20 protein-coding genes, 5 tRNA genes and 2 other RNA genes are annotated in these 21,986 nt (G+C 64.3%); 6 read left to right on the top strand and 21 right to left on the bottom strand.

The annotated features are described in order from the left end of the window. Positions 1–37 precede the first annotated feature (37 nt). The 13 genes from rplJ to ACFPPB_RS04325 all read right to left on the bottom strand — a co-directional run bounded on the left by rplJ (position 38) and on the right by ACFPPB_RS04325 (position 6,029). Positions 38–571: a 50S ribosomal protein L10 gene (gene rplJ / locus ACFPPB_RS04385; protein ID WP_377324771.1), complete on the bottom strand. Its 534-nt coding sequence runs from the start codon at positions 569–571 to the stop codon at positions 38–40. A 347-nt stretch (positions 572–918) separates the two neighbouring features. Further along, on the bottom strand, positions 919–1,626 hold the full coding sequence (gene rplA, locus ACFPPB_RS04380) for a 50S ribosomal protein L1 (protein WP_377324769.1): 708 nt from the start codon (positions 1,624–1,626) through the stop codon (positions 919–921). A 3-nt stretch (positions 1,627–1,629) separates the two neighbouring features. Beyond that, a complete protein-coding gene (rplK, locus tag ACFPPB_RS04375; protein ID WP_072759980.1) occupies positions 1,630–2,058 on the bottom strand; it encodes a 50S ribosomal protein L11 in 429 nt (142 codons plus the stop codon). Between the two features lie 196 nt (positions 2,059–2,254). Beyond that, the gene (gene nusG / locus ACFPPB_RS04370) at positions 2,255–2,815 is read right to left on the bottom strand and encodes a transcription termination/antitermination protein NusG (protein ID WP_377324766.1); all 561 of its coding nucleotides are present in this window, start codon (positions 2,813–2,815) and stop codon (positions 2,255–2,257) included. 7 nt (positions 2,816–2,822) lie between these two features. Then, positions 2,823–3,218: a preprotein translocase subunit SecE gene (secE, locus tag ACFPPB_RS04365; protein ID WP_377324764.1), complete on the bottom strand. Its 396-nt coding sequence runs from the start codon at positions 3,216–3,218 to the stop codon at positions 2,823–2,825. 81 nt (positions 3,219–3,299) lie between these two features. Next, positions 3,300–3,375 (bottom strand) — tRNA-Trp (locus ACFPPB_RS04360). 93 nt (positions 3,376–3,468) lie between these two features. Then, on the bottom strand, positions 3,469–4,659 hold the full coding sequence (gene tuf / locus ACFPPB_RS04355; RefSeq protein ID WP_377324762.1) for an elongation factor Tu: 1,191 nt from the start codon (positions 4,657–4,659) through the stop codon (positions 3,469–3,471). A gap of 78 nt (positions 4,660–4,737) precedes the next feature. Further along, positions 4,738–4,813, bottom strand: a tRNA-Thr gene (locus ACFPPB_RS04350). Between the two features lie 85 nt (positions 4,814–4,898). After that, positions 4,899–4,972 (bottom strand) — tRNA-Gly (locus ACFPPB_RS04345). Positions 4,973–4,990: 18 nt separating this feature from the next. Then, a non-coding RNA gene (locus tag ACFPPB_RS04340) (RtT sRNA) lies at positions 4,991–5,133 on the bottom strand. Positions 5,134–5,171: 38 nt separating this feature from the next. Then, positions 5,172–5,313: non-coding RNA, RtT sRNA (locus tag ACFPPB_RS04335), on the bottom strand. 38 nt (positions 5,314–5,351) lie between these two features. Continuing rightward, positions 5,352–5,437 (bottom strand) — tRNA-Tyr (locus ACFPPB_RS04330). A 103-nt stretch (positions 5,438–5,540) separates the two neighbouring features. After that, on the bottom strand, positions 5,541–6,029 hold the full coding sequence (locus ACFPPB_RS04325; protein ID WP_377324760.1) for an acyl-CoA thioesterase: 489 nt from the start codon (positions 6,027–6,029) through the stop codon (positions 5,541–5,543). Positions 6,030–6,164: 135 nt separating this feature from the next. Here ACFPPB_RS04325 and ACFPPB_RS04320 point away from each other — a divergent pair, with 135 nt between their 5' ends. Both ACFPPB_RS04320 and ACFPPB_RS04315 read left to right on the top strand, forming a co-directional pair. Next, positions 6,165–8,477 carry a SpoIIE family protein phosphatase gene (locus ACFPPB_RS04320; protein WP_377324758.1) on the top strand — a complete coding sequence of 771 codons (2,313 nt, stop codon included), beginning with the start codon at positions 6,165–6,167 and terminating at the stop codon, positions 8,475–8,477. Continuing rightward, the gene (locus ACFPPB_RS04315) at positions 8,474–8,863 is read left to right on the top strand and encodes an STAS domain-containing protein (RefSeq protein WP_377324756.1); all 390 of its coding nucleotides are present in this window, start codon (positions 8,474–8,476) and stop codon (positions 8,861–8,863) included. The genes ACFPPB_RS04320 and ACFPPB_RS04315 overlap by 4 nt, the downstream gene beginning before the upstream one ends. Positions 8,864–8,887: 24 nt before the next feature. Here ACFPPB_RS04315 and ychF read toward each other — a convergent pair whose 3' ends face one another. The 8 genes from ychF to ACFPPB_RS04275 all read right to left on the bottom strand — a co-directional run bounded on the left by ychF (position 8,888) and on the right by ACFPPB_RS04275 (position 16,530). Beyond that, a complete protein-coding gene (gene ychF, locus ACFPPB_RS04310) occupies positions 8,888–9,976 on the bottom strand; it encodes a redox-regulated ATPase YchF (RefSeq protein ID WP_377324753.1) in 1,089 nt (362 codons plus the stop codon). Positions 9,977–10,035: 59 nt separating this feature from the next. Then, the gene (gene pth, locus ACFPPB_RS04305) at positions 10,036–10,641 is read right to left on the bottom strand and encodes an aminoacyl-tRNA hydrolase (protein ID WP_377324751.1); all 606 of its coding nucleotides are present in this window, start codon (positions 10,639–10,641) and stop codon (positions 10,036–10,038) included. A gap of 53 nt (positions 10,642–10,694) precedes the next feature. Further along, complete coding sequence (locus ACFPPB_RS04300; RefSeq protein ID WP_377324749.1) at positions 10,695–11,387, bottom strand: 50S ribosomal protein L25/general stress protein Ctc; 693 nt, start codon at positions 11,385–11,387, stop codon at positions 10,695–10,697. A gap of 146 nt (positions 11,388–11,533) precedes the next feature. Continuing rightward, a complete protein-coding gene (locus tag ACFPPB_RS04295; protein ID WP_377325047.1) occupies positions 11,534–12,475 on the bottom strand; it encodes a ribose-phosphate diphosphokinase in 942 nt (313 codons plus the stop codon). A 50-nt stretch (positions 12,476–12,525) separates the two neighbouring features. Continuing rightward, positions 12,526–12,602: transfer RNA gene (locus tag ACFPPB_RS04290), tRNA-Gln, on the bottom strand. Between the two features lie 46 nt (positions 12,603–12,648). Further along, positions 12,649–14,091: a 4-(cytidine 5'-diphospho)-2-C-methyl-D-erythritol kinase gene (ispE, locus tag ACFPPB_RS04285; protein WP_377324747.1), complete on the bottom strand. Its 1,443-nt coding sequence runs from the start codon at positions 14,089–14,091 to the stop codon at positions 12,649–12,651. 79 nt (positions 14,092–14,170) lie between these two features. Then, positions 14,171–14,776, bottom strand: a complete 606-nt coding sequence (gene lolB, locus ACFPPB_RS04280; protein WP_377324745.1) for a lipoprotein insertase outer membrane protein LolB — start codon at positions 14,774–14,776, stop codon at positions 14,171–14,173. Beyond that, positions 14,773–16,530, bottom strand: a complete 1,758-nt coding sequence (locus tag ACFPPB_RS04275; protein WP_377324743.1) for a tetratricopeptide repeat protein — start codon at positions 16,528–16,530, stop codon at positions 14,773–14,775. The genes lolB and ACFPPB_RS04275 overlap by 4 nt, the downstream gene beginning before the upstream one ends. Before the next feature lie 93 nt (positions 16,531–16,623). Here ACFPPB_RS04275 and hemA point away from each other — a divergent pair, with 93 nt between their 5' ends. The 4 genes from hemA (at position 16,624) to ppk2 (ending at position 21,983) form a co-directional block, all read left to right on the top strand. Further along, positions 16,624–17,895 carry a glutamyl-tRNA reductase gene (hemA, locus tag ACFPPB_RS04270; protein ID WP_377324741.1) on the top strand — a complete coding sequence of 424 codons (1,272 nt, stop codon included), beginning with the start codon at positions 16,624–16,626 and terminating at the stop codon, positions 17,893–17,895. Positions 17,896–17,960: 65 nt separating this feature from the next. Further along, entirely contained in the window at positions 17,961–19,043 is a 1,083-nt protein-coding gene (gene prfA / locus ACFPPB_RS04265) for a peptide chain release factor 1 (protein WP_377324739.1), read from the top strand. 44 nt (positions 19,044–19,087) lie between these two features. Continuing rightward, positions 19,088–21,193 (top strand): O-linked N-acetylglucosamine transferase, SPINDLY family protein, encoded by a 2,106-nt coding sequence (locus tag ACFPPB_RS04260; RefSeq protein WP_377324737.1) that lies wholly within the window; start codon positions 19,088–19,090, stop codon positions 21,191–21,193. Positions 21,194–21,209: 16 nt separating this feature from the next. Further along, positions 21,210–21,983 (top strand): polyphosphate kinase 2, encoded by a 774-nt coding sequence (gene ppk2, locus ACFPPB_RS04255; protein ID WP_377324735.1) that lies wholly within the window; start codon positions 21,210–21,212, stop codon positions 21,981–21,983. Positions 21,984–21,986 lie beyond the last annotated feature (3 nt).

Here is a 21,986-nt window from a genome sequence, read left to right as displayed (position 1 = left end):
CCTCTGGAAATGGATTCAGTTTTGATAGACGACGAACTTAGGCGGGCTCGGCTTCGGCCGGGGCTTCGGCGGCGACTTCGCCACCACCCTGCTTGTCGGCCACAGCCTTGACGGCGCGGGCGAACATCGAGGCCGGTTCGGCCAGCAAACGTGCCAGCATGGCCAGAGCCTGTTCGCGGGTCGGCAACGAGGCCAGCACGTCGACGTGCTCAGCCGGCAGCAACTTGCCTTCCACCGAGACGATTTTCGCCTTCAGCTTGTCGTTGCTCTTGGCGAATTCCTTGATCAGACGCCCGGCGGCGCCGGGTTCTTCCATCGAGAACGCGTACAGCAGCGGACCGACCAGGACGTCCTTGACGACCTCGAATTCGGTACCGACCACGGCGCGCGAAGCAAGCGTGTTCTTGACGACTTTCAGGAACACCTTGGATTCGCGAGCCTTCTTGCGCATCGCGGTCATCTGCTCGACCGTGGTGCCCGCGTACTCGACAGCGATCAAGGAGTGAGCCTTCGCGGCAACTTCTGCCAGTTCGGCGACTACTTCATGCTTCTGAGACAGATTTAGAGCCATTGCACTCCTCCAAATGAACTCCGCTCACGGCTCCTGCCGCTTGCGGTCCTGGGCGACGCCGTCCTTGACGTCGGGGACACTGGGTGTCCCGGGTGTTGGCCTTTCCAGAACAGATCGAACAATTCCAGATCGGGCAGCACCATCTGCGCAGGCCGGATTCGCGAGAAACCCGATTAAGCGATCCCGCTGGCGACGACGGCGATTCCTTGCCAGTGCGAGCTTCCTGCCCGTCGTCATCGCGCGCTGATCGCGCCTGCGGTCTTTGACGGCTGCTCCGGCCTACGCGGCCGGGGCTGCCTTCAAAAACTTGCCTGCATCGACGAAACCGCCGATGCAGGACTTGAGTCTTACTTGGCAGCGATGTTCAGCGACGAGGTATCGACGGCGACGCCGACGCCCATCGTGCTGGACAAGGCCACTTTCTGCAGGAACTGACCCTTCGCCGTGGAAGGCTTGGCCTTCAGCAGGTCGGCGATCAGCGTGTTGAGGTTGTCCGCCAGCTGGGCCGCATCGAAGCTGGCCTTGCCGATGGTGGCGTGGATGATGCCCGCCTTGTCGTTACGGAACTTCACCTGGCCGGCCTTGGCATTCTTGACCGCGGTGGCGACGTCGGCGGTGACCGAGCCATCCTTCGGGTTCGGCATCAGGCCGCGCGGACCGAGCAGCTGACCGAGCTTGCCGACCACGCGCATTGCGTCCGGCGTGGCGATCACGCGACCGAAGTCGAGATCGCCGGCCTGCATGCGCTCAGCCAGGTCGTCCATGCCGACGGCATCGGCACCGGCGGCCTTGGCGGCCTCGGCCTTCTCGCCCGGCGGGCAGAACACGGCAACCTTGACGGTCTTGCCGGTGCCGTGCGGCAGCAGCGAGGAACCGCGTACGCCCTGGTCGGACTTCTTGGCGTCGATGCCCAGACGCACGGCCACATCCACCGACTCGGCGAACTTCGCCGTGGCGTTGTCCTTGACGATCTTCAGTGCTTCTTCCAGGCCGTAGAACTTGCCCGGCTGCACGGCGGCCGTAGCCGTCTTCATACGCTTCGTGAGCTTTGCCATGTCTTAACCCTCCACCACAAGACCCATGCTGCGGGCGCTACCGGCAATGGTGCGCACCGCGGCGTCGAGATCGGCAGCCGTCAGATCCGGCTCCTTCTGCTTCGCAACGTCTTCCAGCTGCTTGCGGGTGACCTTGCCGACCTTGTCGGTATTCGGCTTGGGCGAACCCTTGGCGACGCCGGTGATCTTCTTCAGAAGAATCGTGGCGGGCGGGGTCTTGGTGATGAAGGTGAAGCTGCGGTCGGAGTACGCGGTGATGATGCAGGGAATCGGCAGACCCGGCTCCAGCTTCTGCGTGGCGGCATTGAACGCCTTGCAGAACTCCATGATGTTCAGACCGCGCTGACCGAGGGCCGGGCCCACCGGCGGCGACGGGTTGGCCTGGCCGGCCTTGACCTGCAACTTGATGTAACCGACAACTTTCTTTGCCATGGGATTTTCCTCGCGAGTCCAGGCGCCTTGCGGCTCCTCGCTGTGCACCGATCCGTGGATGAAAGGAACGGATCCGCCTCGTGCGGATCCCGAAACGCGGGCACGCCGGATCAAAAAGATCCAGCGTGAACCGCGCAGTATAGAGATTGGTCAGGCTTTCAGCAAGCCCCGTGCCAAGATGAAGCAACCAGCCGAATCAGGCCTTCTCGACCTGACCGAATTCCAGCTCGACCGGGGTCGAACGACCGAAGATCAGCACCGCGACGCGCAGGCGACTCTTCTCGTAGTTGACTTCCTCGACCACGCCATTGAAATCGTTGAACGGGCCTTCGGTGACGCGAACCATCTCGCCCGGCTCGAACAGCACCTTGGGCCTGGGCTTCTCGACGCCTTCGCGCACGCGACTGAGGATGGCATCGGCCTCGCTGTCCTTGATCGGCAGCGGGCGATCGGCGGTACCGCCGATGAAACCCATCACTTTCGGGGTTTCCTTGATCAGATGCCAGCACTCGTCGTCGATCCGCGGCGCCTTGCCCTCGGTATTCGTCTCGATCTGCACCAGCACGTAGCCGGGGAAGAACTTGCGCTCGCTGCGCCGTTTCTGGCCGCTGCGCATTTCGATCACTTCCTCGGTCGGCACCAGCACTTCGCCGAACTTCTCTTCCATCTCGGCACGCTTGATGCGTTCCTCGAGAGAACGTTTCACCTGATTCTCGAAGCCCGAATAGGCGTGCACCACATACCAGCGCTTGCTCATGCTCACCTCAGCCACCCAACTTCAGCAGCCAGTCGAGAATGACCGACTTCAGGACCAGGTCGATCAGACCCAGCAGCAGCGACAAGACCACCACCACCAACATAATGACGCCGGTCGTCTTGATCGTCTCGTCGCGAGTCGGCCAGACCACCTTGCGCATTTCGAACTGCGACTCGGCGATGAAATTCCGCATGCGCCGACCCGGCGCGGTGAACGCGGCGATCGCCAGCGCCAGCACCAGCGCGGCCAGAACGCCCAGCAGGCGTACCGAAGAGGAAATGTTGCCGTCTCTGCCCAGCCAGGAATAGGCAAAGATGCCGGCAGCCAGCACCAGCACCGCCAGTACCAGCTTGCCGATGTCGGCGGCGTTCGTGCCCTTGGGCTGTTCTGCCTTGGTATTCATGCACTAATGACCAGGTGCCAGCAGCATGCCGTGCCTTGCGGCCGACCTTGCCATCGTCACCCGTCTCGATCCTCGGGGAAGTGGCACGCCAGGAGGGACTTGAACCCCCAACCTGCGGTTTTGGAGACCGCTGCTCTGCCAATTGAGCTACTGGCGTACATGGCTTGAACTTGAAACACGACGGCGAGCGGCTTGAATCCGCTCGCCTCCGTGAACTTCGAGCGGTGCACCGAAGCGCACCACTCGTATCTTACTTGATGACCTTGGCCACCACACCGGCGCCCACGGTACGGCCGCCTTCGCGAATCGCGAAACGCAGGCCTTCGTCCATCGCGATCGGGTGGATCAGGCTCACCACCATCTTCACGTTGTCGCCCGGCATCACCATCTCCACGCCCTCCGGCAGCGTCACCGCACCGGTCACGTCCGTCGTGCGGAAGTAGAACTGCGGACGGTAGCCCTTGAAGAACGGCGTATGACGGCCACCCTCGTCCTTGGACAGCACATACACCTCGGCCTCGAAGTCCGTATGCGGGGTGATCGTGCCCGGCTTGGCCAGCACCTGGCCGCGCTCCACGTCGTCGCGCTTCAGGCCGCGCAGCAGCAGACCGGCGTTGTCGCCCGCCTGACCCTGGTCCAGCAGCTTGCGGAACATCTCCACGCCAGTCACCGTGGTCTTCTGTGTGTCGCGGATGCCGACCACTTCGATTTCGTCGCCCACCTTGATGATGCCCCGCTCGATACGGCCGGTCACCACCGTGCCGCGGCCCGAGATCGAGAACACGTCTTCCACCGGCATCAGGAACGGCTTGTCGATCGTGCGCACCGGCTCCGGGATGTAGCTGTCCAGCGCGTCCACCAGCTTGATGATCGACGGCACGCCGATCTCGCTCTGATCACCTTCCAGCGCCAGCTTGGCCGAACCGTGGATCATCGGCGTGTCGTCGCCCGGGAAGTCGTACTTGGTCAGCAGCTCGCGCACTTCCATCTCGACCAGTTCCAGCAGCTCGGCGTCGTCCACCATGTCCGCCTTGTTCAGGTACACGATGATGTACGGCACGCCGACCTGACGGCTCAGCAGGATGTGTTCGCGCGTCTGCGGCATCGGGCCGTCCGCGGCCGAGCACACCAGGATCGCGCCGTCCATCTGCGCCGCACCCGTGATCATGTTCTTCACATAATCCGCATGCCCCGGGCAGTCCACGTGCGCGTAATGGCGCAGCGGCGACTCGTATTCCACGTGGGCGGTCGAGATCGTGATACCGCGCGCCTTCTCTTCCGGCGCCGCGTCGATCGAGCTGTAATCCTTGAACTCGCCACCGAAACGTTCCGCACCGACCTTCGTCAGCGCTGCCGTCAGCGTCGTCTTGCCGTGATCCACGTGACCAATCGTGCCGACGTTGACGTGCGGCTTGGTGCGTTCGAATTTACCCTTTGCCATGCGCGCTAAACCCCGATGGAGTCAATGAGTTGGAAGGAACTAGCCCTTTCGGGGCGGTAACCGTAACGGTCGAAAAGATGGTGCTCATAACAGGAATCGAACCTGTGACCTCTTCCTTACCAAGGAAGTGCTCTACCGACTGAGCTACATGAGCGTGTATGGGTGTACTTCAGCCATCCTCCATGATGGAAAAATCAAGACCAGCTTCCCGCCGGACTCTTCAAATCAAAGCAGAGCAATGGAGCGGAAGGCGGGAATCGAACCCGCGTAATCAGTTTGGAAAACTGATGTTCTACCATTGAACTACTCCCGCCCTGCGCGGAACTCTTGCTGGTGGAGGGAGGTGGATTACTCCGGGCATCCTGCCCTCCGCCCCTCCGAGGCCGCGCCGCTTTCGCGTCGCGTTCAAAATCGCTCCAGGCGATTTTGTCGAACCACGACGGTGGATCTCATCCACCTCCGCAGCCCTGCTTGTCAGATCTCCGCAACTTGACTACCGTCGGCACTCAAGCTGGTGGAGGGAGGTGGATTACTCCGGGCATCCTGCCCTCCGCCCCTCCGGGCCGCGCCGCTTTCGCGTCGCGTTCAAAATCGCTCCAGGCGATTTTGTCGAACCACGACGGTGGATCTCATCCACCTCCGCAGCCCTGCTTGTCAGATCTCCGCAACTTGACTACCGTCGGCACTCAAGCTGGTGGAGGGAGGTGGATTCGAACCACCGAAGGCGTAAGCCAGCAGATTTACAGTCTGCCCCCGTTGGCCGCTTGGGTATCCCTCCAACAAAGAACGCGTATTGTGTGGACCGGGCCCCAAACTGTCAACACCTTGCGGCGCCAAATTCGAATGCGGGACTGAATTTCCCGCGAAATTCGATACCCGTCTCAGCTCAGCGAAGCGGCCCGCAGGTCGACCAGTTTCTCCATTCCCTTGGACAACTCCAGCAATTGTTTCGCCTGCGCCTGCAGGCGACGTTCGTTGTCGTCATGCGGCTCCCAGTACGGCACCGGCGTGGGCTTTCCGTCGGGGCGGTCCAGCGCCACGAATACCATCACGCAACTGGTCGCCAGCCGGTGTTCGTCCGTGCGCAGGTCACGTGCCAGGACGTCCACGGCCAAATGCATGCTGGAGGTGCCGGTATGGATCAGGCGCGCCCGCACCGTGACCATGTCGCCGATCAGGATCGGCGCGACAAACTGGATCCCGCTGACCGAGGCGGTGACGCAATACGCCCCGCTCCAACCCACCGCACAGGCATAACCGGCCTGGTCGATCCATTTCATCACCATCCCGCCATGCACCTTGCCGCCGAAATTGACATCGGTGGGCTCGGCGAGAAAACGGAAAGTGACTTCTTGCTGTTGTCCTGACATGGGTCTGTAGCTGCCTGCGTGAAAGTCCGGAAACATGATTATGCCTCGACTGCCGACTACGTCGCAGTCGCCGCACCTGCCGCCTTGCGGACGGCAGGGCTTCGTGGCTAGATGCGGAACAGAGGGGAGACCGGCATGGTCGTGCGCAGCATTGCATCCCGAATGGCGCTGTGGGTCCTGACTGGCTCGACCCTTGTGCTCGCAGCCGTCGGCGCCCTGTTATTCAGCCTCACTCGCGCCCAGATCCTGCAGCACACCCATCGCGAAGCCGCCGCCCTCGCCGCCAGCGCAGGCAGCCAGATCCAGGCCCGTATCGACCGCGTCGCGGTTTCGGCGCAGATGCTCGCGACGATCGTCGCTACCCGCCAGGACAGCACCGAGCCGTTGTTGCGCGACGCATTGCAGGCCGATCGAGACATGGACGGGCTGGCTGCCGCCTTTAAGCCTCCGTCAGCGCCGGGCGATGGCCGCCCCTACTCGCCATTCGTCCGCCGCCTGGATAACGGCACATTGGTCAGTCGCGACCTCTCATACGACACCAATCCCTATGGGGACAGCAACTGGTTCCTGGGCGGGCTGGGCTGTTCGTCCGGATGCTGGCAGCGGCCGTTCCTTTCGCTGTCGCGGCGGCGCCAGCTGGTCAACTATTCGGTCGCCATCAGCCGCGAGGGACATCCTGTCGGCATCATCAACGCCGACGTGACGCTCGACTGGCTGCATCAGATCCTGGGGCATCTGAACAAACCGGAAGGTACCTATGCCTTCGTGCTCGACAGCGATGGCGACTACCTGGCGCACGACGATCCCGCTCTGGTAGGCAAGCGCGGCGCGCCGGCGCTGCTTGACGCGCTGGCCGGCGACCGCGCCGTGTCGGTGCGCCTGCCGGTTGCACAGAATTCCCGGGTACGGGGTGCGGTGTGGATTTATTCCGTGCCGATCGAAGGCACCCACTGGCGGCTCGGCCTGGAAGTACCGGAGATCCAGATCTATGCCGGGGTGCGCCGTGTCTTCTTGTGGAGCCTGGCGCTGGGCATGCTGGCATTGCTGACGGTGGCCCTGCTCACGTTGCTGACTATCCGTCGCACGATGGCGCCGCTAGGCGTGCTGGCCGACCGTGCCGAACATGTCGCCCGCGGCGAACTGGATTTCGAACTGCCGCCGACCACTCGCCAGGACGAGGTGGGACGCCTCACCCAGTCCTTCGACCAGATGCGCCATGAACTCGCGTTACATCTGGAGGATCTGGCACGAGGGGCGCGGGAAAAGCAGCGGCTGGCCAGTGAGCTGGAAATCGCCCACCAGATCCAGATCGGCCTTCTCCCCAGCGAACACTACCTCGATGCCGTCTGCGCCCACTTCGAGCTGCACGTTGCGCTGCGTCCGGCCAGGGCGGTCGGCGGCGACCTCTACAGCTACTTCATGCTCGATCCTGAACGTTTCTTCGTCATGGTCGGCGACGTCTCCGACAAGGGCATCCCGGCCGCCCTGTTCATGGCGCAGACCATCACCCTGGCCAAGGCACTGGCGCCGCGCGCGCAGACGCCACAGAACCTGTTGCGATTGCTCAACCTGGAGCTCTGCCGCGGCAACGACAGCTGCATGTTCGTCACCTTGCTATGCGGCCTGCTGGACACCGGCAACGGCACCCTGGTGCTGGCCAGCGCCGGACACGAACCGCCCGTCCTGTGCGGCCGCGACGCGCCGCAACTGCTGGACTTCCCTACCGGGGCGGTACTGGGGCTGTACGAGGACTCCGACTATCCGGAACATCGCCTGCGTCTGCGCCGGGGCGAGACTCTGCTGATGTATACGGACGGTATCACCGAGGCCAGCGATCAGGGGCAGCAGATGTACGGCATCGAGCGCACCATGGAAAGCCTCGGGCAGGTCTCGCCGACGACCCCTACGGCAGGCTATATCGAACGATTGCTGGGGGATGTGGATCGATTCGTGGCGGACGCCGCGCAAGCCGATGACATCACCTTGCTGGCGCTGACCTGGCACGGCGCCATGCCGCCGGGTACCGATATGTGCATCGGCATCCAACTGCCGGAGGTATTCGACGCACTCGATCGCTGTGAGCACCTGCTGCGCGAAGCCGAAGTCCCACCCTCGCTGCGCAGCGATATGCGTCTCGTGCTGGAAGAACTCATGGTCAACACGGTCGAGTATGGCTATCCCGAGGGGGGACACGGCCAGATCCGTATCCTGCTGCACCCCGGTCCGGACGCGGTCACGATCGAGCTGATCGATGACGGCATCGCATTCGACCCATTGCAATCCGCCCACCCGGACCTTCCCGGCGACCTCGCCGACCGCGAGGAAGTCGGCGGCCTAGGCATTCACCTCGCCCGCACCCTGACCAGCGAGATGCGCTACACGCGGGAAGCGCACCGCAACCGTCTATTGCTTCGCTTCATCTACCCGAACCAGGACGCATCGCCATGACACTCCGTCTGCACAGTGAATTCCCTGCGCCCGATCGTGCCATCCTGCAAGTCGGTGGTCGCCTCGATGCGATCACCTTCGGCGAACTCGACGAAGCCGCACTGGCCCTGCTCCGGCGACTCGACGATGGCGGCACCGTGGTGATCGACCTGGCCGGCCTCGAATACGTCAGCAGCGCCGGACTGCGCAGTTTCGCCAAGATCCGCAAGAGCATGCGTGCCCGCGGCGGCCACACTTTGCTGCTCAACCCGCAGCCGCAGGTGCGCAAGGTATTCGACATCGTCAAGGCGGTGCCGGTGAGCGAAGTCTTCACCAGTACGCAGGAGCTCGACGCCTACCTTGACCGCATGCAGCGGCAGATCACCGAAGGCGATAGCGAGGCCTGATCAGCTCAGCACGCCGCCGGCGTTTCACACGTTGAACAGGAAGTGCAGCACGTCGCCGTCCTTGACGATGTAATCCTTGCCTTCCTTGCGCAGCCGGCCGGCCGCGCCGGCGCCGGCTTCGCCCTTGTACTGGATGAAGTCGTCGTAACCGATCGTCTCGGCGCGGATGAAACCGCGTTCGAAATCGGTATGGATCACCCCGGCCGCCTGCGGCGCGGTGGCACCACGTTTCACCTGCCACGCGCGCACCTCCTTCACGCCCGCGGTGAAGTAGGTCTGCAGGTCGAGCAGCTTGTAACCGGCGCGGATCACCCGGTTCAGACCCGGCTCGTCCAGGCCCATGTCCTTCAGGAACTCGTCGCGATCGGCGTCTTCCAACTGCGCCATTTCCTCCTCGATCGCCGCGCACACCGGCACCACCTCGGCACCCTCGGTGACGGCGCGAGCGCGTACCGCATCCAGCATTGGGTTGTTCTCGAAGCCATCATCGGCCACGTTGGCGATGTACATCAGCGGCTTCAAGGTAAGCAGGAACAGGTCGCGCACCAGCGCCTTCTCTTCCTCGTCCAGGCCCAGGCTGCGTGCGGATTTGCCTTCATTGAGGCCAGCCGACAGTTTCTGCAGCACCGGCTTCTTCGCCAGCGCTTCCTTGTCGTTCGCCTTGGCCGCGCGTTCGGCGCGGTTCAGCGCCTTGTCGACCGATTCCAGGTCGGCCAGCGCCAGTTCGGTGTCGATGGTCTCGATGTCGGAAATCGGATCGACCTTGCCGGCGACATGGATCACATCGCCCTCGAAACAGCGCACCACATGGGCAATCGCATCCACTTCGCGGATATGCGCGAGAAACTTGTTGCCGAGACCTTCGCCCTTCGACGCGCCCGCAACCAGGCCGGCGATATCGACGAATTCCACCGCGGTCGGGATCACCTTCTGCGGATTGACGATGGCGGACAGCGCATTGAGACGTGGATCCGGCACCGGCACCACGCCTACGTTCGGCTCGATCGTACAGAACGGAAAGTTCGCCGCAGCGATGCCTGCCTTGGTCAGCGCGTTGAACAGGGTGGACTTGCCGACGTTGGGCAGACCGACGATGCCGCATTTGATACCCATGTGAACTCCGGGAATCGGGAATAGAGAATCGGGATTCGGAAAAGCAGGTCGAGGAACGCTCAGCGATTCCCGATTCCCGATTCCCGATTCCCGGATGTATGCAACTGTTGCATCGCCTTGTCGAACTGGCCGTCGACTGCCAGCGGCAGCACGTCCAGCGCGCGGGCGATGCCGTCGAGGATCGCGTCCTCGTCCTGCGCCGAGGGTCGGCCCAGCACCCACGGCGTGACCTGATCGCGATGGCCGGGATGACCAATGCCCACGCGCAGGCGATGAAACCTGCCGTGACCCAGATGCGCCATGAGGTCGCGCAGACCGTTCTGGCCACCGTGGCCGCCGTCGAATTTCATCCGCGCGGTACCGGCGGGCAGGTCCAGATCGTCGTGCGCAACCAGGCACTGTTCCGGCTCGATCTTGTAGTAGCGCAACGCCGAAACCACAGCGATGCCGCTCTTGTTCATGAAAGTGGCGGGCTTGAGCAGCCATACCTGCTGGCCACCGATGCGCACCCGGCAGGTTTCGCCGTGCAGCTTGCCGTCGAAACCGAAACGCTCGCCCTGCCCGGCGGCCAGAGCATCAACAAACCAGAACCCGGCGTTGTGCCGGGTTCGGAGATATTCGGCACCGGGATTGCCCAGTCCGACAATGAGTTGCAGTCCAGCCATGGTCAGCCAGCCATGCGAGTCCCGCGCTCGACGCGAGCGCGGGTCGGCATGACTTACTTCTTGTCTGCAGGCTTGGCAGCGGCCTTGGCGGGCTTGGCAGCGGCGGCCTTGGCGGCCTCGGCCTCGGCTTCGGCAGCGGCGTCTTCGGCCGCGTCCTCGGCACTTTCCTTGACCATATTCACCGTGACCACCGGGATGTCATGCGCCTCACCGAGCTGCAGCGCCGGCAGCTCGACGTTGGGCGGCAACTTCAGCTGTGACAGGTGAATGATCTCGCCCGCTTCGAGCTTGCCCAGATCCAGCTCGATGAACTCGGGCAGGTCCTTCGGCAGGCAGCTGATTTCCACTTCGGTCAGGTTGTGCGAGATCACCACACCGGAGGTCTTGCCGGCGGTCGACGATTCCTGGTTCAGGAAGTGCAGCGGCACGTTCACACGGACCTTGGCGTTCTCGTCGATGCGCAGGAAATCCATGTGCATCATCAGCTGCTTGTATGGATGCTTCTGCCAGTCGCGCACCAGCACCTTCTCTACCTTGCCGTCGACGTTGAGGTCGAGCACCGAGGAGAAGAACCACTCGTGCTTGGCGGCGAGCAGGATGGTGTTGTGCTCGATCTGGATGCTCTGCGGATCCTGTCCGGTGCCGTATACGACGGCAGGCACGAAGCCGGCATGACGCAGGCGGCGGCTCGCACCTTTCCCCTCGTCCTTGCGGCTCTGCGCCTTGATTTCATGAGTCTTGGCCATTTCAGTATTACCTTGGGTTTTGAAGAACCGCCTCGCGGCGGTTTCGTGACTTTTCCGCGACCAGAAAAGCCGGTTACTTCCACGCGGCATCCGTGCCGCGAAAAGCTGGACATCAAAACCGCCCATCCTGGGCGGACTTTCAACTATCAATCCACGTACAACGAACTCACCGACTCGCCAAAGGCGATGCGGCGAATGGTTTCCGCCAGCAGCTCGGCGACCGAAAGCTGGCGGATCTTGGCGCAGGCCTGCACTTCCGGGCGCAGCGGCAAGGTATTGGTGACCACCAACTGGTCGAGCTGGGAGCCTTCGATATTGCTGATCGCCGCACCCGACAGCACCGGGTGCACGCAGTAGGCCACCACCTTGCGGGCGCCGCGCTCCTTGAGAGCCGCAGCGGCCGCGCACAATGTGCCGGCCGTGTCGACGATGTCGTCGACCATCACGCAGGTCTTGCCTTCCACGTCACCGATGATGTTCATCACGGTGGACACGTTCGCACGCGGCCGGCGCTTGTCGATGATCGCCAGATCGGCGTCGTCCAGCCGCTTGGCGATGGCACGGGCACGCACCACGCCACCCACGTCCGGACTGACCACGATCAGGTCGTCCATGCTGTGGCTGCGCCAGATATCGGCCAGCAGCACCGGCGAGGCATACACGTTGTCGACCGGGATATCGAAGAAACCCTGGATCTGGTCGGCATGCAGATCCACCGTCAGCACCCGGTCGACGCCGGCGGCGCCGATCATCCGGGCGGCCAGCTTGGCGGTGATCGGCACCCGCGCCGAGCGCGGCCGGCGATCCTGCCGGGCGTAACCGAAATACGGGATCACCGCGGTGACGCTGGTCGCCGAGGCGCGCTTGAGCGCATCGGCGAGGGCCAGCAGCTCGAACAGATTGACCGCGCTCGGCGCGCCGGTCGGCTGCAGCACGAACACTTCCTGCTTGCGGACGTTTTCCTCGATCTCGATCTGCACTTCGCCGTCGCTGAACGTGCCGACCTGGGCCTTGCCCAGCGGCACGCCCAGACGATGGGCGACATCCTCGGACAACGCACGGTGCGCGTTACCGGTAAACAACATCATCGGGGTGGACGTGTCCACGGTGCTTCCTCGAAACAAAGACCATCATGAAATGGCTGGGGCGGCAGGATTCGAACCTGCGTATGCGGGAATCAAAATCCCGTGCCTTAACCAGCTTGGCGACGCCCCAGTAATATTTGTGTTCGCTTGTATCTGCCGCTGTCCTTGCCTGACCGTCAGCGGCCGCCTGTTGTCCGTGTCGCCCGCTCCGCGCCGCGATGGCGCGCCAATGCATCGCGCAGGGGCGAAACGTCGACACCCATGGCTACCTGCGCCGTGAATGCCACCGGACATCGCGCGGCAATCGCCGTCGCCCGATCGAATGACTTCGCTTCCAGAAACACGCAGCCACCGCTGCCGGAAAGCCGCGCCTGACCGAAACCGCCCAGCCAGTCCAGCGCTGCAGCGACCCGCGGATGCCGCGCACGTACTACCGGTGCGAAGGCGTTTTCTGTCGTTTCACCGGAAACAAAGGATGAAATTGTCGCCCGCGGCGCATTTCGTGTCAATTCAGGCGCTTGAAAAAGCGCGACGGTCGGCACCGGCTCGTGCGGGTCGAGCACCACGTAGTGCCGCGATGGCAGGCTCAGCGGGGTGAGCTGCTCGCCGATGCCTTCGGCCCAGGCCGAGCGGCCGCGCACGAACACCGGCACGTCGGCGCCGAGCTGGCGGCCCAGTTCGGCCAGCACGTCTTCGGTCAGGTCCAGCCGCCACAGCTGGTTCAGCGCCACCAGCACGGTCGCCGCGTCGGAACTGCCGCCGCCCAGCCCGCCGCCCATCGGAATGCGCTTGGTCACCTCGATATCCACCCCGGGCGGAACGCCTGCGCGCTCGATATTCACGCCGGTCGCGGCGCGGGCGTGCCGCTGCAGCAACTGCGCCGCGCGCACTGCCAGGTCGGTGGGCGGGGGCACGCCGGGTATCCCGCCCAGCCGCCGAACCTCACCGTCGTCACGCAGGCGCAGGCGGACCTCGTCGCCCCAGTCGAGCAGGCGGAACACGGTCTGCAGTTCGTGATAACCATCGGGCCGCCGCCCGGTGATGCGCAGGAAAAGGTTCAACTTGGCCGGTGCCGGCCACACCGTCCATTCGCCGCGGCCCGGTGCCGAAAGAGGCCGGCTCATGAACACGCGCAAATGATCGGGAAACCCATTCTCGCGGTCCCGCTCACGCGCGTACGCAAACGCCGGACCGTCCTTGTCGACCACGGCGAAACCATGTTTCGCGTAGAACGGCGCATTCCAGCGCACGTCGGCCAGCGTACCCAGATCGACCCGCCGGTAGCCGGCGGCGCCCGCCCACGCGCAGGCATGCTCCAGCAGGGCCGCACCGATGCCGCGCTGGCCGTGATCCGGCAGTACGTCGATTTCGGCGATACCGGCGACGGAATCGCCGGCATCCGTATCCAGCCACACAAAGCCGACCGGTACCGCCGCCTCGTTCAAGGCCACCCAGACCAGGCCGCGACCGATCGCCTGCTGCAGCAGTTCCGGCGGAATCGAGATGGCCGAGTAACTCGCCCACGCCGGATGACCGCGGAACAGCTGCACCGCCTTGCGCTCGATCGCGCACAAGGCATCGATCTGGCTCGGGTCGGCACGTTCGATCAGGAATGACATCGTGGTCCCGCCATCCGCGCAACGACTGCTTTGCCGTCAGAGGGCGCAAAGCCTAACCCAACCGGTACGACGCCGGCGCCTACTGGAACTGCCACGACTCGATCGACAGCTTCACCTTGTAGGGCAATTTCTCGGCGTACACCTTCTTCGGCAGCGGCGGTTGGCGCGCGGCATCCCATTCGCGATAGTCGACCGCCCAGCCATCCTGCTGCAGCAGCGAAGGCAGCCGATCCGCGCCGAAACTCAGTTCGGCCGGGCCACTGTCGGCGCGCAGGCCCAGCACCCAGGCGCGCAGGTCGTGCAGCGGCACTTCCCAGCCCAGCGCCTTGTGCATCAGCGCCTCGGCATCCGGCCCACGCAACGGACCGCCGTTCAACCCCTCCAGCAACGCGCTGGCGGGACCACCGCTGAGGCGAAAATTCATGCCCGAGATCGCGGGCCCGCGCAGCACAAACTCGTATCGGTCGCCATTCTGGGTCCAGCTGAAACTGCCGCTGCCGCCGGTTTTGCCATCGGAAACACCGAGCCGGCCTTCCAGCGTCCAGTGATCGGCATGCGCCAGCGCCTGCTCGCGCTGAACCTGGGCGTTGAGCAGTCCGGCGTCGCCCTTTATGCGCACTGCAGGCACGCAGGCGGCGAGCAGCAGCGGCAGCGCGGCTGCGAGAAAACGCAGATTTCGCTTCATGGATGCAACCGCTTCAAGGTTTCCTGCAGGCTGCTGCTGTGCGGATCGAGCTTGCGCACTTCGTCGAAGACGCGCTGCGCGTCCTGCGTACGTCCCAGCTTCCACAACACTTCGCCCAGATGCACGCCGACGTCGGCGTCCTTGCGGGCCAGCCACGCGCCGCGCAGGGTCTGCGCCGCCTGATCCAGATTGCCCATGCGGTATTGCAGCCAGCCCCACGAATCGGCAATGGCGGGATCGTCCGGTTTGGCGGCGCGGGCGGCACTGAGCAAGCGCTTGGCTTCGGGCAGGTCGCGGTTCGCGTCGGCGAGGGTGTAGCCGAGCGCGTTGCTGGCGTCGACATCGCCCGGCTTGATCTTCAGCAGGCGCTGGAAATCCTGCACCGCCTGATCGATCTGGCCCGCCTGGGCATAGGTCAGGCCGCGGTCGTACAGCAGCCCCGGATCATCCGGCACCACCTGCAGGGCGTGGCTGAAGGCAGCCTCGGCCTTCGCATATTTCTGTTCACGCAGATACAGCTCGGCATCGGCCTGCCAGGCCTGACGCAGCTGTGCCGGCTGATTGAGGTAGCTCAGCTGCATCTGCTCCAGCATCTGATGCGCCTCGGCCACCCGGCCCTGCGAATGAAGCAGCAGCGCGCTGCGCAGGTCGGCATCGAATGCGTGGATGTCGTCGTCGCCCACCTGCTCGTACCAGGCCAGGGCCTCGCCGTCGCGATGCTGCATCTCGGCCAGTTGCCCCAGCAGATAGGCATTGGCCGTACGTACGGCAGGCGCCGCCTTCTGCAACTCCTGATACAGCGCCGCCAGTGCCTTGGCGTTCTTTTCGTGCGCCGCCAGGCCCGCGCGCATCGCGTAGATGTCGGCGTTCTGCGGCCCCTGTTCGAGCAGTCCGGCCGCGCCGGCGTAGTCACCGGCCTGGCTGAGCAAGCCGGCATAGGCCAGCCGCAGCCTGGCATCCTTCGGTGTCTTGGCGAGCGCCTTCTGCAACAGTACGCGGGCACCTGCGCGATCGCCGTCCTTGAACTTCATCTGCGCCGCCCAGGCGTAGGTTTCGGCATTCCTGAAACGCTGCACCGCCGCGTCGGCGATCTTCACGGCATAAGCATGCCGGCCGAACTTCTCACCCAGTTCGCTCATCGCCAGCCAGGCCTGTGTCTCGCCCGGCAGGCGCTGCGGGGTCGCCAGAGCCTCGAGCAGACGCGCGGCCTGGGCCTGATCGCGAGCACCCACCAGCACCCGGCCGAACTGACGCCAGGCATCTTTGTCGCCGCTGTCGGTCAGCAGCTCCAACTGGCGCCGTGCCTCACCGGCATTGCCACGATTCAGCGCCAGCTCGGCGCGCGCCTGCGCCATTCCGGCCGGCTTCGCACCCAGTGCCTGCCAACGGTCCAGTGCGCGCTGGGCGGCCGCATCGTCATTCACCGCGATCGCCAGGCCGGCAGCCCGTTCAGCCACCGCCGGATCGTTACTCAGCGCCATCGCCTTCTGGTAATGGCCCGATGCCTCCTTCAGGTCGGCATGGCCCAGCGCCATCTCGCCGGCCAGCAATTGCGCCATTACGTCATGTTCGGCGTCCGGCGTGGCCACCACCAGGTGCGCCAGCGGCTGGGCTGCGCCGGCGGCTTTCTGCACAGGCCGCAGCGGCGTACCGGCGCAGGCGGCCAGACCCAGCGCCAGCAGCGCAGGTGCCGTAAAATGCCGCAGTTGCTTGAACTTGCTCGCCCCGCTCCGCACACTACTCTCCATCCACATGCCTGTTCCGATCGCACTGCCCATCGCATGACGACAATTCTGCAAGCTTAGCCTACGCCGCCGGATTCCTGCCGCCGAGATGTTCTCCCCACCATGCCGCTGATCGCCCTCGGGCTCAATCACCTCACCGCGCCGGTCAGCCTGCGCGAACAGGTGGCGTTCGATACGGGCGCCGCGGGCGTAGCCCTGCTCGAGCTGACCCGCGAACCCGGCGTGGAAGAGGCGATGATTCTGTCCACCTGCAACCGCACCGAACTTTATGTCGGCGTGGTGGCCGGTGCCGAGGACATTCCGCTGGCATGGCTGAGTCGTCATCATCGTCTGACTCCCGGCAAACTGGATGAGTTCCTGTACCGGCACGATGAAGACGACGCCGTGCGCCACGTGTTCCGCGTCGCTACGGGGCTCGACTCGATGGTGCTGGGCGAGCCGCAGATCCTCGGCCAGGTGAAGGAGGCTTACCAGCAGGCGCGCGGCGCGCAGACTTTGAAGGCACCGCTGGACCGGCTGATGCAGCAAACCTTCGCCGTGGCCAAGCGCGTGCGCACCGACACCCGCATCGGCGCGCATACGGTCTCGGTCGCGTTCACCGCGGTACGGCTGGCCGAGCAGGTATTCGCCGATCTCCGGCAGGCCTGTGTGTTGCTGATCGGTGCCGGCGACACCATCGAGCTGGCCGCGCGGCACCTGGCCGAGAAACAGGCGCGCCGCATCATCGTGGCCAACCGCACCCTGGAAACCGCGCAGGAGCTCGCCGGCCGCTACGGCGGTTACGCGATCGCGCTGGCCGACCTGCCGCAGCATCTGGCCGAAGTCGACATCGTGATTTCCTCCACCGCCGCGCGGCAGCCTGTCGTGACTCGCCCGATGGTCGAGCAGGCGATGGCGGCGCGCCGGCGCAAGCCCATGTTCATGGTTGACATCGCCGTGCCGCGCGACATCGAGGCCGGCGTGGGCGAGCTGTCCGACGTCTATCTGTACGGCATCGACGACCTGCGCCAGGTGATCGATGAGAACCTGCGCTCGCGCGCCGCCGCCGCGCAAGACGCCGAAGCGATCATCGATCTACAGGTGGACCGCTACATGGCCTGGCGCCGGGCGCTGACCCTGAAGAATCCCGCGATGGACATGCGCCATCACGCGGAAATCTACCGTGACGAAGTGCTGGGCAAGGCCCGCGCGATGCTGGCCAACGGCAAGCCGGCCGACGAGGCGCTGGCGTTTCTCGCCAACACGTTGACCAACAAGCTGCTGCACCACCCCAGCGCGCGCCTGCGCGAGGCGGCGCTGAGCGGCGATCTGGATCTGCTGCACGCGGCGAGCCGGCTGTACGGACCGGATCAAGAAGTGAGTGAAGAGGAGTGAGAAGTTAGAGAAAGCATCGCTCTGTCTTTACTCTTTTCTCACTCCTCTCCACTCACTCCTCGACCATGACTCCATCGATCCGTCGCAAGCTCGAAGCACTGGCTGAACGCCACGAGGAAATCGGCCTGTTGCTGTCGCAGCCCGGCGTGCACGCCGACAACACCCGCTTCCGCGAGCTCTCGCTGGAATATGCCCAGCTCGATCCAGTCACCGCTTCGCTGCGCGAGCACGACCAGGCCGAACGCGAACTGGCCGAAACGCGCGCCATGCTGGACGATCCCGAGCTGCGCGAGATGGCGCTCGAAGACGTGCGCCGGCTGGAGCAGCGCCTGCTCGACCTCGACGGCGAACTGCAGCTGCTGCTGCTCCCGAAGGACCCTCGCGACCAGGCGAATCTGTATCTGGAAGTGCGCGCCGGTACCGGCGGCGACGAGGCCGCGATCTTCGCCGGCGACCTGTTCCGCATGTACCTGCGCTACGCCGAAGCGCGTCGCTGGCACGTCGAGATCCTCAGCGAGCACGCCGGCGAACATGGCGGTTACAAGGAAATCGTGGCCCGCGTCGAAGGTGCCGGCGCGTACTCGCAGCTGAAGTTCGAGTCCGGCACCCACCGTGTGCAACGGGTGCCGGAGACCGAATCGCAAGGCCGCATCCATACCTCGGCCGCGACCGTGGCGATCCTGCCGGAACTCGACGAGATCGACGAGATCGAGATCAATCCGGCCGACCTGAAGACCGACACGTTTCGCGCGTCGGGTGCGGGCGGCCAGCACGTCAACAAGACCGACTCGGCGATCCGCATTACCCATCTGCCGACCGGCACGGTGGTGGAGTGCCAGGAAGAACGCAGCCAGCACAAGAACCGCGCCCGCGCGATGAGCCTGCTGAAGGCCCGCCTGCTCGACACCGAACGCAGCAAGCAGAATGCCGAACAGGCCGAGGCGCGCCGGCTGCAGGTCGGCTCCGGCGACCGCAGCCAGCGCATCCGAACCTACAACTACCCGCAAGGCCGGATCACCGACCACCGCATCAACCTCACGCTGTACCGGTTGCCCGAGATCATGCAGGGCGACATGGCCGAACTGATCGACGCGCTGACCCGCGAGCACCAGGCCGACGAACTGAGATCGCTGACGGTCGGCGGCTGACGCCGGTGCTTGGCGACGCTGCGGCCATACGCTAGCGTGGGCGGATGAATGCCGCATCCCACCTCTCGCTCGACGTCCTGCTGGAGCGCCTGACCAGCCTGATCGAAACCACCGCCTACGCAGAGGCCGCCGAACTGGCTGAAGATGCGTTGCCGCGTTTTCCCGACTCGGCCGAACTGCTGCGGATATATGCCATCGCGCTGCACCAGATCGACCGCCGCGAAGATGCCCTCGGGGTGCTTTATCGGGCCGAAAAGCTCAGCCCCGATAACCTGCAGGTGCAGTGCAATCTGGCCAGCCTGGAAATTGCCGAAGGCCATGCTGACGAGGCGATCGAGCGTATGCGCGCTGCGCTGCGACGTGCACCCGGCAGTCCGATGATCCTGCTGATCCTTGGCAACGCACTGATGGCAGCCGCACGCTACGCACATGCGCGCGAGTCCTATTCCATGGCAACCCATGGCGCCCCCAACCATCCGGGACTGCGCCTCAATCTCGCCGCGGCCGAACTCGAAATCGGCCATCCCGAACAATGCGCCATTCACGCCAAAGAGGCGCTGCAGATTGCACCAGCTATGGGTGGCGCTCATGCCATGCTGGGACATTCCTATCGCCGGCGCGGCCGGTATGCGGAAGCGGCACAGGCTTTCCTGCGCGCGGAGCAGTTGGAGCCCGCAGAGAGCGAACATCCCTACCATGCCGCACTCGCGCTGGATGACCTGGATCGGCTGGACGATGCCCAGAAAGCTTATGCACGTGCGCTTCAGCTGAATAACAACAACGGCGCCGCACTCAGCCAGCGCGTCTTCACTTTGCGCCGACTGTGCGACTGGAGCGAGCTCGACCTCCTGAGCGCACGTCTGCGGGCGGCCGTGGCCCGGGACGCGAGCGGGATCACCCCGTTCGGCCTTCTGGCCGAAGATGCCTCGGCGGAGGAACAATGTCACTGCGCCAAGACCTTTGCCACTGCCATTGACGCGCAGATGGCGTCACTGCGCCGGCAGTTGGCCTTCACTCATGCCGTGCCCGCAGCCAATGCTCCCATTCGGGTCGGCTTCGTGTCCAACGGGTTTGGCGAACACGCGACCGGCTTGCTCATCGTGGCCATGCTTGAGGCGCTCAAATCCAGCGACCTCGAGATTCATCTCTACGCTACCGCTCCAAATGACGGCGGCGCAATCCGTCAACGCCTGGAAGCCGCTTGCACCGTGCACGAGGTCGCCGGCATGAATCACGCAGCGCAGGCGCAGCGTATCCACGCCGACAGCATCGAGGTATTGATCGATCTAAGTGTTTATTGTGAAGGCGCCAATCCAAAGCTGTTTGCCCTGCGCCCGGCACCATTACAAGTCAACTGGTTGGGCTACCCGGGCACTTCCGGGGCCGCCTGGATGGATTACATGCTCGCCGATGCCGTAGTCCAGCCAGACCACCTGCGCGCAACAAGCAGCGAAAAACTGGTGCGGCTGCCGCGCTGCTTCCAACCCAGCGACACCAGTCGGGCGCTCGTGCCGGCGCCCGCGCGCGAGCACTGCGGCCTGCCCGCACAAGGCACGGTATTCGCCTGCTTCAACGCCAGCTATAAGATCAACCCGCAGGCATTCAGCCGTTTCACGAGCATCCTTGCGCAAACCAGGGGCAGCGTGCTGTGGCTTCTGAGCAGCCCCGAAGGCGCCAATCAGCGCTTGCGTGACCAGGCGTTGCAGGTTGGCATCGCTGCAGAGCGACTAATCTTCATGCCCAAGCTGCCGCATGCCGAGTACTTATCCCGTTACCAGCACGTCGACTTGTTTCTCGACACGCTGCCTTACAATGCCCATACCACCGCTTCCGATGCACTATGGGCAGGTTGCCCAGTGCTTACCTGCGCTGGCGAAACCTTTGCCGGTCGTGTAGCCGCCAGCCTGCTGCGACACGCGGGCCTGCCCGAATTGGTGGCCGCGGATGAAACCGCGTTCGTTACGCTGGCAGTGAGCCTGGGCGGAAATCACGAAGCCTTGCAGCTATTGCGGCAACATCTAGAGCAGCAACGGACCAGCGGCAGCCTGTTCGACATGGACGGCTACAGCTCGGATTTCCGACGCGCGGTACAGGCGATGGCAACTAGGCGACGGATCGGGCGCCCGGCGGCCGATATAGATATTCAATAAACTATCAGGTGCCGCAATGGGTGAGCACGCCAAGCATTACCGCAAGGAATTGGGAAAACTGCAGCTCGAATTGATACGGCTGCAACGCGGCCTGGGCACCTGCGGAAAGCGGTTGCTGGTGATCTTCGAAGGCCGTGATGCCGCAGGCAAGGGCGGCACCATCAAGGCCATCACCGAGAGCCTGGATACCCGCGATTATCGCGTCGCCGCGTTGCCCAAACCGGGCGAGCGGGAGGCCACGCAGTGGTATTTCCAGCGCTACGTCGCCCACCTGCCCTGCGCCGGCGAGTTCGTGCTATTCGATCGCAGCTGGTACAACCGCGCCGTGGTGGAACCGGCGATGGGCTTCTGCAGCCAGCCGGAATACGAAACCTTCCTCAAGGCGGTGCCGGCGTTCGAGAAGCTGCTCACCGACGACGGCATCATCCTGCTCAAGTACTGGCTGGCGGTGGATCAGGCCGAGCAGGAAACGCGCTTCGCCGAGCGCGCCGATGATCCGCTCAAGCGCTGGAAACTCTCGCCTGTCGATCTGGCCGCGCGGCAGAAATACGCCGAGATGGGCAAGCTGCGCGACGCGATGATCGAACGCACGCACACGGTCAACGCGCCATGGTTCGTCGTCGATTTCAACGACCAGAAGCGCGGCCGCATCAACCTGATCCGGCACCTGCTGCAGCAGGTGCCGTTCGAAGACAAGCCGATCGCCGACGTGAAGCTGCCCAGGCTCAAGGGCAAGCCGAAAACCGAGCACATCACGGACAAGGCCGTGCTGGTGCCGGATACGTTCTGATCC

The sequence above is a fragment of the Rhodanobacter terrae genome (assembly GCF_042657005.1).
GTDB lineage: Bacteria > Pseudomonadota > Gammaproteobacteria > Xanthomonadales > Rhodanobacteraceae > Rhodanobacter > Rhodanobacter terrae.
The sequence above is the reverse complement of the archived record's forward strand: the minus strand, read 5'-3'. Positions and strand labels throughout refer to the sequence as shown.